This is a genomic window from Micromonospora zamorensis (assembly GCF_900090275.1).
GTDB lineage: Bacteria > Actinomycetota > Actinomycetes > Mycobacteriales > Micromonosporaceae > Micromonospora > Micromonospora zamorensis.
On sequence record NZ_LT607755.1, the window covers coordinates 4,833,637 to 4,847,109 of the forward strand.

General features: G+C 71.7%; 13 protein-coding genes. 6 read left to right on the plus strand and 7 right to left on the minus strand.

The features are described from left to right. Positions 1-49: 49 nt before the first annotated feature. Positions 50-961 (plus strand): polyphosphate kinase 2, encoded by a 912-nt coding sequence (gene ppk2 / locus GA0070619_RS21260; RefSeq protein WP_088949692.1) that lies wholly within the window; start codon positions 50-52, stop codon positions 959-961. Between the two features lie 20 nt (positions 962-981). On the opposite strand, the gene GA0070619_RS21265 is transcribed toward ppk2, so the two are convergent. From GA0070619_RS21265 to hrcA, 3 genes are all read right to left on the minus strand, one after another. Continuing rightward, positions 982-1,716: a 16S rRNA (uracil(1498)-N(3))-methyltransferase gene (locus GA0070619_RS21265; RefSeq protein ID WP_088949693.1), complete on the minus strand. Its 735-nt coding sequence runs from the start codon at positions 1,714-1,716 to the stop codon at positions 982-984. A 1-nt stretch (position 1,717) separates the two neighbouring features. Next, positions 1,718-2,863, minus strand: a complete 1,146-nt coding sequence (gene dnaJ, locus GA0070619_RS21270) for a molecular chaperone DnaJ (RefSeq protein ID WP_172862226.1) — start codon at positions 2,861-2,863, stop codon at positions 1,718-1,720. 75 nt (positions 2,864-2,938) lie between these two features. Further along, positions 2,939-3,961, minus strand: coding sequence for a heat-inducible transcriptional repressor HrcA (hrcA, locus tag GA0070619_RS21275; RefSeq protein ID WP_088949695.1), 1,023 nt, complete (start codon positions 3,959-3,961; stop codon positions 2,939-2,941). 225 nt (positions 3,962-4,186) lie between these two features. On the opposite strand from hrcA, the gene GA0070619_RS21280 reads away from it, so the two are divergent. Beyond that, positions 4,187-4,783 (plus strand): DUF4870 domain-containing protein, encoded by a 597-nt coding sequence (locus GA0070619_RS21280; RefSeq protein ID WP_088949696.1) that lies wholly within the window; start codon positions 4,187-4,189, stop codon positions 4,781-4,783. Between the two features lie 54 nt (positions 4,784-4,837). Here GA0070619_RS21280 and hemW read toward each other — a convergent pair whose 3' ends face one another. Beyond that, on the minus strand, positions 4,838-6,061 hold the full coding sequence (gene hemW / locus GA0070619_RS21285) for a radical SAM family heme chaperone HemW (protein WP_172862089.1): 1,224 nt from the start codon (positions 6,059-6,061) through the stop codon (positions 4,838-4,840). Positions 6,062-6,080: 19 nt separating this feature from the next. Here hemW and GA0070619_RS21290 point away from each other — a divergent pair, with 19 nt between their 5' ends. Next, the gene (locus GA0070619_RS21290; RefSeq protein ID WP_088951949.1) at positions 6,081-6,890 is read left to right on the plus strand and encodes an enoyl-CoA hydratase-related protein; all 810 of its coding nucleotides are present in this window, start codon (positions 6,081-6,083) and stop codon (positions 6,888-6,890) included. A gap of 60 nt (positions 6,891-6,950) precedes the next feature. Here the strand turns inward: GA0070619_RS21290 and GA0070619_RS21295 are convergent, their stop codons facing one another. Continuing rightward, positions 6,951-7,715: an SDR family NAD(P)-dependent oxidoreductase gene (locus tag GA0070619_RS21295; RefSeq protein WP_088949698.1), complete on the minus strand. Its 765-nt coding sequence runs from the start codon at positions 7,713-7,715 to the stop codon at positions 6,951-6,953. A 373-nt stretch (positions 7,716-8,088) separates the two neighbouring features. Between GA0070619_RS21295 and GA0070619_RS21300 the strand changes: the two genes are divergently transcribed. The 3 genes from GA0070619_RS21300 to GA0070619_RS21310 all read left to right on the plus strand — a co-directional run bounded on the left by GA0070619_RS21300 (position 8,089) and on the right by GA0070619_RS21310 (position 11,461). Then, the gene (locus GA0070619_RS21300) at positions 8,089-8,949 is read left to right on the plus strand and encodes a hypothetical protein (RefSeq protein WP_088949699.1); all 861 of its coding nucleotides are present in this window, start codon (positions 8,089-8,091) and stop codon (positions 8,947-8,949) included. A gap of 221 nt (positions 8,950-9,170) precedes the next feature. After that, a complete protein-coding gene (locus GA0070619_RS21305; protein WP_088949700.1) occupies positions 9,171-10,073 on the plus strand; it encodes a phytanoyl-CoA dioxygenase family protein in 903 nt (300 codons plus the stop codon). A gap of 197 nt (positions 10,074-10,270) precedes the next feature. Beyond that, positions 10,271-11,461 carry a low temperature requirement protein A gene (locus GA0070619_RS21310; RefSeq protein WP_088949701.1) on the plus strand — a complete coding sequence of 397 codons (1,191 nt, stop codon included), beginning with the start codon at positions 10,271-10,273 and terminating at the stop codon, positions 11,459-11,461. A 32-nt stretch (positions 11,462-11,493) separates the two neighbouring features. Here GA0070619_RS21310 and GA0070619_RS21315 read toward each other — a convergent pair whose 3' ends face one another. Both GA0070619_RS21315 and GA0070619_RS21320 read right to left on the minus strand, forming a co-directional pair. Then, positions 11,494-12,687, minus strand: coding sequence for a low temperature requirement protein A (locus tag GA0070619_RS21315; protein ID WP_157744070.1), 1,194 nt, complete (start codon positions 12,685-12,687; stop codon positions 11,494-11,496). 127 nt (positions 12,688-12,814) lie between these two features. Then, positions 12,815-13,456, minus strand: coding sequence for an MOSC domain-containing protein (locus GA0070619_RS21320; protein WP_088949703.1), 642 nt, complete (start codon positions 13,454-13,456; stop codon positions 12,815-12,817). Between the last annotated feature and the right edge of the window lie 17 nt (positions 13,457-13,473).

The window sequence follows — 13,473 nt, forward strand, 5'->3', positions numbered from 1 at the left end:
CCCGGCCAGGGGGTGGTTCGCGGCACGAGGGCGGGTAAGTCTCTGCGACATGGCCGACTCCGCGCTGCTGGATCTCACCGCCGACTACCAGGTGGCCGATGGCCACGACGACGACCCCGTCCTGCTCCGACCCGACGGGACGCCCGTCGAGACCTGGCGGGAGGACTACCCGTACGACGAACGGATGGACCGCGACGAGTATGACCGCGACAAGCGGCTGCTCCAGATCGAGCTGCTCAAGCTCCAGGACTGGATCAAGGAGTCCGGCGAGCGTCTGGTGATCGTCTTCGAGGGTCGGGACGCGGCCGGCAAGGGCGGCACCATCAAACGTTTCATGGAACACCTCAACCCGCGTGGGGCGTCGGTGGTGGCGCTCGCCAAGCCGGACGAGCGGGAGGCCGGCCAGTGGTACTTCCAGCGGTGGATGGCGCACCTGCCGGCGGCCGGTGAGATCGTGCTGTTCGACCGTTCCTGGTACAACAGGGCCGGCGTCGAGCGGGTGATGGGCTTCTGCTCCCGCAAGGAATACCTGGAGTTCCTGCGTCAGGCCCCGGAGCTGGAGCGGATGCTGGTGCGCTCGGGCATCCGGCTGGTCAAGTTCTGGTTCTCCGTCTCGCAGAACGAGCAGCGCACCCGGTTCGCGATCCGCCAGGTCGACCCGGTCCGGCAGTGGAAGCTGTCCCCGATGGACATCGCGTCGCTGGACCGGTGGGACGAGTACACGGAGGCCAAGGAGGCGATGTTCTTCTGGACCGACACCGCCGACGCGCCGTGGACGGTGGTGAAGAGCAACGACAAGAAGCGGGCCCGGCTGGAGGCGATGCGTCACGTGCTGCACCGCTTCGACTACGCGGGCAAGGACCCCGAGGTGGTCGGCACGCCCGACCCACAGATCATCGGGCCGGCCGGGCTGGACCTGACGCCGGAGGAAGAGGTGGTGCCGGTGTTCCCCCGCCCGTAAACGAGCCAGCAGCCGACGGGCTACCAGCGGCCGAGGCGGGTGGCGAGCACGCTGAGCGCCGCCACTCCGGCGGTCGAGGTACGCAGCACCGCCGGCCCGAGCCGCACCGGCCGGCCGCCGGCCTCACGGAACGCGGTCAGCTCGGCCGGGGCGATGCCACCCTCGGGGCCGACCACCAGGACGATCTCACCGGTGGCCGGCAGGTCGGCGGTGGTGAGCCGCTCGTCGGCCTCCTCGTGCAGCACGAACCCGGCGGCGGCACCGGCGATCCGGCGGGCCACAGTGGCTGTCGACTCGTCCGGCGCGCCGGCCACCACCGGCAGCCACGGCCGGCGGGCCTGCTTGGCCGCCTCCCGGGCGGTCGCCACCCACTTCTCCCGGGCCCGTACGCCCCGGTCACCGCGCCACTGGGCCACCGAGCGCGACGCCGCCCAGGGCACGATCTCGTCGACGCCGACCTCGGTCATCGCCTGCACGGCCAACTCGCCCCGGTCGCCCTTCGCGATGCCCTGCACGGTGACGATCCGGGGTACGGGCGCGTCCGCGTACCCCCGGGAGGTGATGGTGACCTCCAGGGTGCCCCGGCCGACGGCGGTGACCACGGCGGCAGCCGTGCCACCCCGGCCGTCGGCGAGCAGCAGCTCCTCGCCGACGCGCAGCCGCTGCACTGTGGCGGCGTGGTGCCCCTCGGGGCCGTCCAGGGTCAGCGCGTCGCCGGTGGGCAGCGCCTCGACCAGGAACAGCGGCGCGGACACCTCAGGCGTGCCCGTTGAACGCGTCGCGCATCCGGGAGAAGAAGCCGCCCTGCTTGGACAACTCGGCGACCTCCTCACCGCGGGTCTTGGCGAAGTCGCGCAGCATCTTTTCCTGGTCGGGGTCGAGCTTGGTCGGCGTCCGCACGTCCAGGTGCACGTAGAGGTCGCCTCGGCCGGTGCCGCGCAGGTGGGGTACGCCCCGGGCGCGCAGCCGCAGCGTGCTGGCCGGCTGGGTGCCGGCCTTGACGTCGACCGTCTCCTCGCTGTCCAGGGTCTTGATGGTGAGCCGGGTGCCCAGTGCCGCCGCGGTCATCGGCACGGTGACCCGGCAGTGCAGGTCGTCGCCCTTGCGGGAGTAGACGTCGTGCGGCCGCTCGTGGATCTCCACGTAGAGGTCGCCGGCGGTGCCGCCACCCGGGCCGACCTCACCCTGCTGGGCGAGCCGGATCCGCATGCCGTCCTCGACGCCGGCCGGGATCTTGACGGTCAGCGAGCGGCGGGTGCGCACCCGGCCGTCGCCGGCGCAGGTGGGGCAGGGGTGCGGGATGGTCGTGCCGTAGCCCTGGCACACGGTGCACGGCCGGGCGGAGACCACCTGGCCGAGGAAGGTGCGCTGCACCGACTGCACCTCGCCGCGCCCGGCACACGCCTCGCAGGTCGCCAGGTGGGTGCCGGCCGCCGTGCCGGCGCCGGAGCAGGTGGTGCACAGCACTGCGGTGTCGACGGTGATCGGGGCCTCGACGCCGAACGCCGTCTCGTGCAGGTCCAGTTCGAGGCGCAGGATCGCGTCGGCGCCCGGCCGGGTACGCGGACGCGGACCACGGGCGCCGCCCGCGGCACCGCCGAAGAACGCGTCCATGATGTCCTGGAAACCGACGAACGGGCCGGCACCACCAGGACCTCCGGGGCCTCCGGCACCGCCGCCGCCCGGGGCGAGCGGGTCGCCACCCAGGTCGACGATCTGCCGCTTCCGGTCGTCCGAGAGGACCTCGTACGCGGCGTTGATGTCCTTGAACTTCTCCTGAGCCTCCGGGTCCGGATTGACGTCCGGGTGGAACTGGCGCGCCAGCTTGCGGTAGGCGCGCTTGATCTCGTCATCGGAGGCTTCCCGGCTCACACCGAGAATGCCGTAGTAGTCCCTGGCCACTGCGTTCCGTGTCCTCATGTTCGTCTCGCGTTGTGCCGGTCGGCGGCCGCAGCCGGCCGCATCGGCCCTGACCAATCAGTTCTGGGCCAGCAACTCGCCCACGTAGCGTGCCACGGCGCGAACCGTGGCGATGTTGCCGGGGTAGTCCATCCGCGTGGGCCCCAGCACCCCCAGGCCGCCGACGATCGTGGCGCCCGGGCCGTAGCCGGTGCTGACCACGGAGGCGGCCCGCAGGTTGTCGAACTCGTTCTCGTCGCCGATCAGCACCCGGGTCGTGCTGGGCTCGGTCTCGCCGATGAGCTTGAGCAGGACGACCTCCTCCTCCAGCGCCTCGAGGATCGGTCGCAGGGAACCCTGGAAGTCGAGCAGGCCACCCCGGGTGAGGTTGGCGGTGCCGGCCAGGGCGATGCGTTCCTCGTGCCGCTCGACCAGGGTCTCCAGCAGCACAGTGGCGAGCGTGGTCATGGCCGGACGCAGCTTGGGCGACGACTCCTCGACCAGCGCCTGCACCAGCGGCGGCGTGTCGGACAGCCGGGCGCCGGCGAGCTTCTCGTTGACCAGTCGGCGCAGGTCGGTGACGTCGTCGGCGGGCACCGGACCGGGCAGCTCCACCAGACGTTGCTCCACCCGCCCGGTGTCCGCGATCATGACGACCATCAGTCGGGTGGTGGAGATCGGCACCAGCTCCAGGTGACGCACCGAGGAGCGGGCCAGGCTCGGGTACTGCACGACGGCGACCTGCCGGGTGAGCTGGGCGAGCAGGCGCACGGTGCGGTGCACCACGTCGTCGAGGTCGACCGCGCCGACCAGGAAGCGCTCGATGGCCCGGCGTTCGGCTGGGCTGAGCGGCTTGACCCGGGACAACCTGTCGACGAAGAGTCGGTAGCCGCGGTCGGTGGGCACCCGGCCGGCACTGGTGTGCGGCTGCCGGATGTAGCCCTCCTCCTCCAGCACGGCCATGTCGTTGCGGACCGTGGCCGGGGAGACCCCGAGCTGGTGCCGCTCGACCAGCGCCTTGCTGCCGACCGGCTCCTGGGTGGAGACGTAGTCTTCGACGATGGCGCGGAGCACGGCGAGTTTCCGGTCGTCGAGACCCATCCTCCGCACCTCCTGTCGCACGTCGGCCGCCGGCGTCCTCGGCCGGCCGGGCCGTCCTGGCACTCGACTGTAACGAGTGCCAGTCTACGTCGGCGTGCCCGCCAGCGCGATGATCAACGGCTGTCCGTCGGTGCGGTCCGCGCCACCCCGCCGGGCCGATCGACCCTCACGACCGGGCGGTGTCGCGCTGGTGCCGCGTTGCCACGTGCCCCTACGGTGGCATCCATGACTGAACCTCCTCGCCCTCCCGGCGCGGGTGACCCCGGTAACTACCCGCCGGAGCCGCCCACCGCACCACTGTCCGGGGCACCCGGCCCGGGCGGCTATCCCCCGCCCGGTGGCTATCCCCCGCCCACCGGTGACCAACCGCCGTCAGGCGGCTACCCTCCGGCGGGTGGCTATCCCCCGCCCGGCGGCTATCCCCCGCCCGGTGGCGGCTACCCGACCGGCGGCGCCTACGGCGGCCCTGGCGGCTTCGCCAACAACGAGGACAAGACCTGGGCGCTGATCGCCCACTTCGGCGGCGCCGTCGGCATGATCGTCAGCGGCGGTGTGCTCGGCTGGATCGCCCCGCTGGTGGCGATGCTGGCACGTGGCAGCCAGTCCCCGACGGTGCGGGCGCACGCCGTGGCGGCGCTCAACTTCCAGCTCATCTGGTCGATCGTCGGCCTGGTCGGCTGGGTGTTGACCTGCATCCTGATCGGCTTCATCGGGGTCGGCGCAGCCGTCATCCTCGGTCTCGTGTTCGGCATCATCGCCGGAATCAAGGCCAACGAGGGGCAGCTCTACCGCTACCCGCTCTCCGCGAACTTCATCAAGTGATGCCGGGTCGGCCGCTCCCCCGGCCGGCCCGCACCACCGAAACGGCCCGCCCACTCAGGGCAGCAGGTCACGCACGACCGCGTCGGCGAGCAGCCGCCCGCGCAGGGTGAGCACCGCCCGGCCGGCCGCGTACTCGTCGGCGGCCAGCAGGCCGTCGGCCAGGGCCCGCTCGGCGCCCGCCCGGCCGGTGGCGTCGAGCACCGCCAACGGGAGGCCGCTGGCGAGGCGCAGCCGGAGCATCACGTCCTCCATGTGCGCCTCGTCGCCGGTGAGCACCTCCCGGGCCAGGCCGGGTGACGCGCCCGCCGCCAACCTCTGGGCGTACGCCGTGGGGTGTTTGACGTTCCACCAGCGCACCCCGCCGACGTGGCTGTGCGCCCCCGGCCCCAGCCCCCACCAGTCCGCGCCGGTCCAGTAGAGCAGGTTGTGCCGGCAGCGGGCGTCGTCGGTGCGCGCCCAGTTGGAGACCTCGTACCAGGAGAGCCCGGCGGCGTCGAGCGCGGCCTCCGCGGCCAGGTAGCGGTCCGCGGCCACGTCGTCACTGGGGTACGCCAGTTCGCCGCGCCGCATCCGGGCGGCGAGCCGGGTGCCGTCCTCGACGATCAGGGCGTACGCGCTGACGTGGTCCACCCCGGCGGCGACGACCTGCTCCAGCGAGGCGGCGAAGTCCTCGGTGCGCTCCCCCGGGGTGCCGTAGATCAGGTCCAGGTTGACGTGCTCGAACCCGGCGTCGCGTGCCTCCAGGGCGGCGGCGGTGGCCCGGCCGGCGCTGTGTTTGCGGTCCAGGATCGCCAGCACTCCCGGGGAGGCGGACTGCATCCCCAGCGAGATCCGGGTGTAGCCGGCGGCCCGCAGCAGCTTCAACGATTCCGGGGTGACCGATTCGGGGTTGGCCTCGGTGGTCACCTCGGCGTCGGCGGCCAGCCCCCAGGTGCGGTCGATGCCGTCGAGGATGCGGGCCAGGTCGTCGGCGGGGAGCAGGGTGGGCGTTCCACCGCCCACGAAGACGGTGTCGACCCGGGGCGGCGGGCTGTCGCCCAGCACCCGGGCGGCGAGCGCCAGCTCGGCCAGGACGGTGTCGGCGTACCCCTCGCGGCTCGCACCGCCGCCCAACTCGGACGCCGTGTAGGTGTTGAAGTCGCAGTAGCCGCAGCGGCTGGCGCAGAACGGCACGTGGACGTACACGCCGAAGCCGCGCGCGCCGACCGCCGTGGTGGCGGTGGCGGGCAGCGATCCGTCGACGGGGACGGTCTCACCATCTGGAAGGACGCCGGGCATGGCCACTAGTGTGCCCGGCATGACCTCTCCCGACGTCCTCGTGCGGGTCGCCACGGCCCGCGGGGTGACCACCCTCACCCTGGACAGCCCGCACAACCGCAACGCGCTCTCCACCGGCCTCATGACCCAGCTGCTGGCGGGGTTGGGCGACGCGGTCGCCGACGAGACGGTTCGAGCGATAGTGCTCGACCACACCGGCCCGGTCTTCTGCTCGGGCGCCGACCTGAAGGAGACGGCCGCGGCGTACGCCAGCGGCACGGTGCCCGCCACGATGCTGGGTGACGTGCTCGCGGCGATCTGGGACTGCCCGAAGCCGGTGCTGGCCCGGGTGGGCGGCCCGGCGCGGGCCGGCGGGCTGGGCCTGATCGCCGCCGCCGACCTGGCGGTCTGCGCCGACGAGGCGACGTTCGCGTTCACCGAGGTGCGGATCGGGGTGATCCCGGCGGTGATCTCGGCGACCGTGCTGCCCCGGCTGAACCCGCGCGCCGCCGCCGAGCTCTACCTGACCGGGGACACCTTCGACGGTCGACGGGCCGCCGAGATCGGCCTGGTCACGGCCTCGGTCCCGGCGGACGGGCTGGACGACGCGGTGCGGCGCTACTGCGACTCGCTGGTGCGCGGAGCGCCGGGCGCCCTGGCCGGGGCGAAGGAGCTGCTGCGCCGGCCGGGCACCGCCGAGCTGCGCGGTGATCTGGCCCGGCTGTCGGCCCTCTCGACCGGCTACTTCCTCTCCGACGAGGGGCGCGAGGGGATCATGGCCTTCCGGGAGAAGCGACCGGCGGCCTGGGTGCCCGCTCCGGACGGTGGTGCCGGTGATCATGTTGGCTAGGGCCGGGGCCGCTGGGGACGCCGCCTGCTTGATGTGGCGTCCCCGGGCCATTCGGTCCGGTCACCAGGCGGTCGCGCCGCCGTCGACCGGGTAGTTCGCCCCGGTGATGTACGACGCCCGGTCGGAGGCCAGGAACACCACCAGTTCGGCGACCTCCTCCGGTTGAGCGAACCGCTTGAGGAGCGTCTTGCCGGTGATGGCGTCCCGAGCCGCCTGGTTGTCACCCAGGTCGCGCTCACTTGCGGGGCTGACGATCGGCCCTGGGCTGACCGCCACCGCGCGGATTCCGTGCGGCGCGCCTTCGAGCGCGAGTTGTCGGGTCAGGCCGATGACGCCGGCGTTGGCGGCGGTGTGGCCGACCATCGGGGGGACGTGACCGGCGATCATGCCGGCCATGGAGGCGGCGTTGATGATGACGCCACCACCGCGCCGGACCAGGTGTGGCCAGGCGAACTTCGACACGAAGTACGGAATGTCGAGTTCGCCGGTGATGGTGTACCGCCAGGCCTCGACGGAGAAGTCCGGCATCGGGCCGAAGCGGAGCGCCGCCGCGTTGTTGTAGACCACGTCGAGCCCGCCGTAGGTCGCGGCGGCGTCCTCGACGAATTTCCGCACCTGCTCCGGGTCGGTGAGGTCGACCGGCGCGATGCCGGTCATCTCGCCGCCGGCGCTCCGAACGAGTTCGACCGTCTCGTCGTTTCCGGCGACCTGGATGTCGGCCCCGACGACCTTTGCGCCCTCCCGCGCGAAGATCTGCGCGGCGACGCGCCCCAGGCCGCCGCCGGTGCCGGTGACGAGCACGATCTTGCCGTCGAGCGTTCCCATGGAACTCCTCCTTGCTCCGTGGCTATCCCCGGCCACCTGCGTGAACGACCGGGCGAGCCAGCAATTGACATGTCAATCGGGAGTAAGCGCCTCGACCTTCCGACCATTCCGGGCACCGTCGGGGCGGTGACACGCACGACAGGTCAGACTGGCGGCACACACGCGGTGCCCACGATCCGCCAGCGGGCCCTGGCGCCGGATGGCTCGATTCTCGCCGGAGCAGGGTGGACCACAGGGCCATACGGGCAGGTGAGAGCGCGGCCGGAGCGGGAATGCCGCGATCGGAACGGGTCGGCAGAGCCGGCCTGGAACCGTGCGGACGACCCGGAGGGGCCCGTGAGGGACGTACGCTTGTCAGACTGTCGATCTGGGGGTGTGGGTGCGAACTCGGGCAACCGTGGCGGGTGGAGTGGTGCTCATCCTCGTCGCCGTGATCGCGATCTGGCTCGTCGTACGGCAGGTCGGTGACCGCCTCCAGTTGCCGCTGGCGGCCCGGAAGTGCACCGTGCAGGCCGACGGTCGGGTCGCGCTCGACGCCGACCAGATGGCCAATGCGGCGACCATCGCAGCCATCGGGGCACAGCGCGGGATGTCCGAGCGGGCCGTGGTGGTCGCGCTGGCCACCGCGTACCAGGAGTCCGGGCTGCGCAACCTCGCCGACGGCGACCGGGACTCGGTCGGCCTGTTCCAGCAGCGGCCGAGCCAGGGCTGGGGCACCCCGGCCCAGATCCGGGACCCGCGCTACGCGGCCAACCGGTTCTACGCGGCGCTCAAGAAGGTGCGCGGCTGGGAGAAGATGCGCGTCACCGACGCCGCCCAGCGGGTGCAGCGCTCGGCCTTCCCGGAGGCCTACCAGAAGTGGGCCGACGACTCCGAGGTGCTCAGCCGAGCGCTGATGGGCGACGCGACCGGCGCGGTCGCCTGCACCGTCGGGCGTACCCCGGCGATGCACGGCGCGGCGGCGGCCACGCAGCTGACCCGCAACCTGGTGCTGGACTGGGGCCTGAAGGGCACCGACCCGACCGACCCCACCGGGTTGGCGGTGACGCCGGACGACCAGCGCGACGGCTGGCGGTACGCGCACTGGCTGGTTTCCCACGCCCAGGACCACGGCGTGAAGCGCGTCCGTTTCGGCGACCTGGAGTGGACCGCCCGGGCCGGCACCTGGGGCCGGGCGGACGGCGAGCAGAGCCCCGCCGGTCAGGTGGTGGCCGAGGTGTTCAACGAGGGTTGACCGACCCGGATCTCTTAACCGGCAGTCACCGCACAATCGGACAAGTCTCCGCAAATACCTCCATTGATCACGGTCAAATCACTCTCCGCAGTCCTCTCGCTGCACGGGGTCCCCCTGTGGCCCACCAGCCCCACACGCCCTCCCCGGGGCCAGATCCGTCGCGTTACGATCGGCGGCCTGTGCCAGAAAAGGTTTCACCTCATGGGGAGGGGTACGACGCGGTGTTCGATTACGGCGACCGGACCGGTTACGAACCGATCAGCGACACTGACCGCAAGGAGTTCCACGAGCAGGGTTTCCTCCTGCTGCGCAACGTCCTGACGGAGGACCACCGGGCGGCGCTGGAGGCGGCGGTCGACCGCGTCTACGCGGAGGAGCAGGCGAAGGGCACCACCAAGAAGGACGGCACCCTGCACCTGCTGGGCTTCCTGGAGCGCGACGAGCTCTTCGGCGAGCTGCTGACCCACCCGATCGCCTTCCCGTACATGTGGGGGCTGGCCGGCTGGAACATCTACACGCACCACAACCACCTGGACGTCACCCCGCCGGCCGCCGAGCCGGAGAAGCCGTACTGGGGTTGGCACCAGGACGGGTACCGGCAGAACTCCGACCCGGAGACGATGGACCCGAACCTGCCCCGGCCGATGTTCTCGCTGAAGGTCGCGTACGTGCTGTCGGACCTCTCCGAGACCGGCCGCGGCGCCACCAAGGTCATCCCGGGCAGCCACCTGAAGAACTCGCTGCCCCGGCCGGCGGACCTCACCGTGCAGAACCCCGACCCGGAGGGCACGGTGGAGATCACCGCCAACCCGGGCGACGCCTTCATCTTCGACCGTCGGCAGTGGCACTCGCGGTCGACGAACCTGTCGACCGTCACCCGCAAGATGCTCTTCGTCGGCTACACCTACCGGTGGATCCGTCCGCTGGACGAGCTGCACCCCGACGTGAACGGCGAGTGGTACCGCAACCGCACCCCCGTGCAGCGCCAGCTGATCGGTGAGGGCACCCACACCGCCAACTACTGGGGCATCAACTGGGACGGGTACGTCGACGACGAGATCCCGCTGCGCAAGGAGCTCAAGGAACGCGGTCTGCTCGACCGCAACATCCCCTGGCTCCGCTGACCCACCGCTCGCAGAACGGCCCCCTGCCATCGCCCAGCGGTGGCAGAGGGGCCGTTTTTCGTGTCTGCGGACACGACCGCTCGGGCCGGCCCCGTTCCCGACCACCGCAGGCCGCACTGTCGGTAGCGTGACGGGTGCGCAGGTCGGGGCGCGGTGCCCCCACCCCAGGGCGCGGGGTGGCACAGGAGGCAGTCGCAGTGACGTCCGCTCCGCTTCCCCGGATCCTCCGCCGCCGGGGCGAGCCGGAATACCCAACCTTCCTGGAGCTCTTCTTCGACCTGGTCTACATCTTCATGTTCTCCCGGCTCGCCGCCAGCCTGGCCGCCGACCTCACCATCCGGGGTGCGCTGCAGACCGCCGTACTCCTGCTGGCCGCCTGGTGGGTCTGGGTGCTGACCGCGTGGCTCACCGACCTGTTCAACCCCCGACTGCCGATCATCCAGGCGACCGTCCTGCTGGTCATGCTCGGCACCCTGCTGATGGCGATCGCCACCCCGTACGCCTTCGGCCGGTACGGGTGGCTCTTCGTCGCGGCGTACTTCGGCATCCACCTGGTCCGTGACGCCGTCCTGATCCCCGGCACCCGGGTGAACCGCCCGATCCAGGCCAGGAGCATCCGGGTCTTCTTCTGGTTCGGCGTCACAGTGGCGCCGTGGGTGGCCGGAGTGTTCGTGGACGAGACGGCTCGGCTGGCGCTCTGGTCGCTCGCGGTGGCGGTCGACCTCGGTTCGGCCCGGTTCGGCTGGCCGACGCCGAGGCTGGGGCGCACCGAACTCGCCAGCCAGATCTTCACCGGGGTGCATCTCTCCGAACGGCACCGGGCGATCTTCATCGTTGCGCTCGGTGAGTTGATCCTGAGCACCGGCATGGGACTGGCCGGCAGCGGGTTCACGACCGGCCAGGTGGCCACCAGCGCGGTCGCGTTCGTCAGCGCGGTGCTCCTGTTCCAGCTCTACTTCCAGCGGGTCCAGCGGATCCTGGCCCCACCGAGCGTCGCGACGGTGGAACGGGTGCGCCCCGGCACCTCCACCTCGTACAGCCATCTGGTGATGGTGGCCGGGGTGGTGGTGGTCTCGGCCAGCACCCTGACAGTCATTGATCAGCCGTCCGGTCGCGCCCCGGTCGAGCTGATGGCCGCCATCCTCGGCGGACCGGCCCTTTTCCTGCTCGGCAGCGTCCTGTTCGATGCCGTGGTGACCGGCCGGATGCTCTGGTCCCGGGTGCTGGCGATCGTGGTGCTGGGCGCCCTGATGGCACCCGCCACGTTCCTGCTCCCGCCCCTGGCCGCCCTGGTGCTGGCAAACCTGGTCCTGCTGCTCACCCTGGTCGGGGAAGGGCTGGCCGCGCGTGACCGCCGCCGGGCCTTGGCCGCCGCGCCGTCACTCTGAGCGGTCGCCCGGCCTTGGCCGCCCGTGCCGAGTCACCGCAGCATCGGCGGTGCCGGCGTACGTGCGTGTAGTCGGGTGCTCACCAGGTTCGCCACGGCGATCAGGAGCAGCACCGCCATGGCGAGCAGCGCGACCAGGACCGGCGGCAGCAGGGGCGCGGTTGGCGCCACGCACGCCAGCAGCACCAGCCCGGCCAGCCGGGACCGCGAGATCCGCCCGAACACGGTGAAGTCGAGGACTCCCCGGCCGACCAGGTACAACGCGGGGCCGCCGAGGATCACCGCAGCCCACGAGGGCGGGGTCTCGCCCAACGGGCGGCCCACCACTAGGTGACTGGTGACCGCCGCGCCGACGATTCCGGCCACCATGACCAGATGGGTGGCCGCCGCGGACTGGGTGAGCAGCGCCGGGTTGGTCGACCGGGTGATCGCGTCGGTCAGCAGCTCACCGGCGCGGTAGGTGTAGATCCGCCACATCAACACGACGGTGGTGAACACCACGAGCAGTGCCCACCCTCGCACCAGCGTGTACTCGCTCATGCTGAAGGTCGTTCCGGTCACGAAGATCGAGACACCGAGCGCGACGATGACGAACTGCCGGTACCGCTCAGCCACCCGCGCGCCGACCAGCCGCCAGTCGCGCGGTCGTGAGCGGCCAATCCGCGGCACCGGCCAGCCGAACACGGCTGCGCCGTACTCGACGACGACCGCGAGCGCCCAGATCGCCAACTGTCCCGAACCGCCGACGAGCGCCCCACCGATCCAGCCGACGCCGGCGATGGCCTCCCAGACCTGGATCCGGATGCTGCGACGCGGCGGTTTCCTGATCGAGACGACCAGGACGTAGTACGCCGAGGCGCTGAGGTGGATGACCACGTACGTGATCGCGAAGGGCAGCGCGTGATCGTCGTACGCGTCGGGCGCGAGCGCAGCCAACAGCAGGCTGGCCGCCGCCACCCAGATGAACTGCCCCTGCCCGGACGGGCGGGTCAGGTCGACGCTGTCCGCCGCCCAGACGGTCAGCGCCCAGATCATCGCGAACCCGAGCAGCAGCACCAACGTCCTGGCGAGGCCGGTCCAGCTGAGGTTCTCGGACAGGACGGTCGCCAGGGTGACCAGCGCAAAGACGTAGACGAGGTCGAAGAAGAGTTCCAGGAACGCCGGACGCTCCAGACCCGGATCAGGTGGTGACGCCGCAGCAGCACCGCCGTCCGTCGCCATCGACATCGCGCTCCACCCGGTCCCCCGCCGCATGCCCTCGATGGGGACAATACGGGCAACCGTCCGCCGTCGGTTCCTGTTGACCGTCTATCCCGACCTGGACGGGAGGGCCGCGTGTCGTCGCGGCTCGCGGTCAGCCGCGGGAGGCGAGGCGGCGGCGTGCCTTCTCCCGGATCGGTTCCGGCAGGCCCTCCGCCTCCAGCAGCCGGGGCAGCAGCTCCGGCTCAAGGCTGGTCGCCCGGAACACCTCGCCGATGGTCACGCCGTGCGCGGGCCGCTCCACCACCTCGACCGGGTCACCCGGGCCGACCTCGCCCTCCCGCAGCACGCGCAGATACGCGCCGGGCAACGCCCGGGCGGTGAAGCGTTTGATCAGATCCGGTACGCCCCAGAACCCGGCGAAGGTGGTGCAGGGCGTACGCGGCTTGGTGACCTGGAGCAGGGCGGAACCGACCTGCCACTGCTCGCCGATCACCGCGCCGGTCACGTCGACCGCGTAGGTGGACAGGTTCTCACCGAAGCCACCCGGTCGTACGGCGCGGCCCAGCTCGGCCGCCCACCAGGCGGCGTCCTCCTCCGCGTAGGCGTAGACCGCCTGGTCAGGACCGCCGTGGTGGGCTCGCTCGCCGATGAAGTCACCGACCACCCCGTCCACGCGGACCTGCACCGGGCCGTCCACCGGCCGCTTGTCGATGCCGCTGCGACCGCTCGCGTCGCCGGCCCACTGCGCCTCGGTCACGATGCCGAGGTTCACCGCTGCCACCCTGCCCGTCATGACCGTCAGCCTAGGTG

What these genes read in the sequence shown, in the direction of transcription:
- ppk2 (WP_088949692.1), top strand. Translation starts at nt 50, where the DNA reads ATGGCCGACTCCGCGCTGCTGGATCTCACCGCCGACTACCAGGTGGCC.
- hrcA (WP_088949695.1), bottom strand. Translation starts at nt 3,961, where the DNA reads ATGGGTCTCGACGACCGGAAACTCGCCGTGCTCCGCGCCATCGTCGAA.
- GA0070619_RS21280 (WP_088949696.1), top strand. Translation starts at nt 4,187, where the DNA reads ATGACTGAACCTCCTCGCCCTCCCGGCGCGGGTGACCCCGGTAACTAC.
- hemW (WP_172862089.1), bottom strand. Translation starts at nt 6,061, where the DNA reads ATGCCCGGCGTCCTTCCAGATGGTGAGACCGTCCCCGTCGACGGATCG.
- GA0070619_RS21290 (WP_088951949.1), top strand. Translation starts at nt 6,081, where the DNA reads ATGACCTCTCCCGACGTCCTCGTGCGGGTCGCCACGGCCCGCGGGGTG.
- GA0070619_RS21295 (WP_088949698.1), bottom strand. Translation starts at nt 7,715, where the DNA reads ATGGGAACGCTCGACGGCAAGATCGTGCTCGTCACCGGCACCGGCGGC.
- GA0070619_RS21315 (WP_157744070.1), bottom strand. Translation starts at nt 12,687, where the DNA reads ATGTCGATGGCGACGGACGGCGGTGCTGCTGCGGCGTCACCACCTGAT.
- GA0070619_RS21320 (WP_088949703.1), bottom strand. Translation starts at nt 13,456, where the DNA reads ATGACGGGCAGGGTGGCAGCGGTGAACCTCGGCATCGTGACCGAGGCG.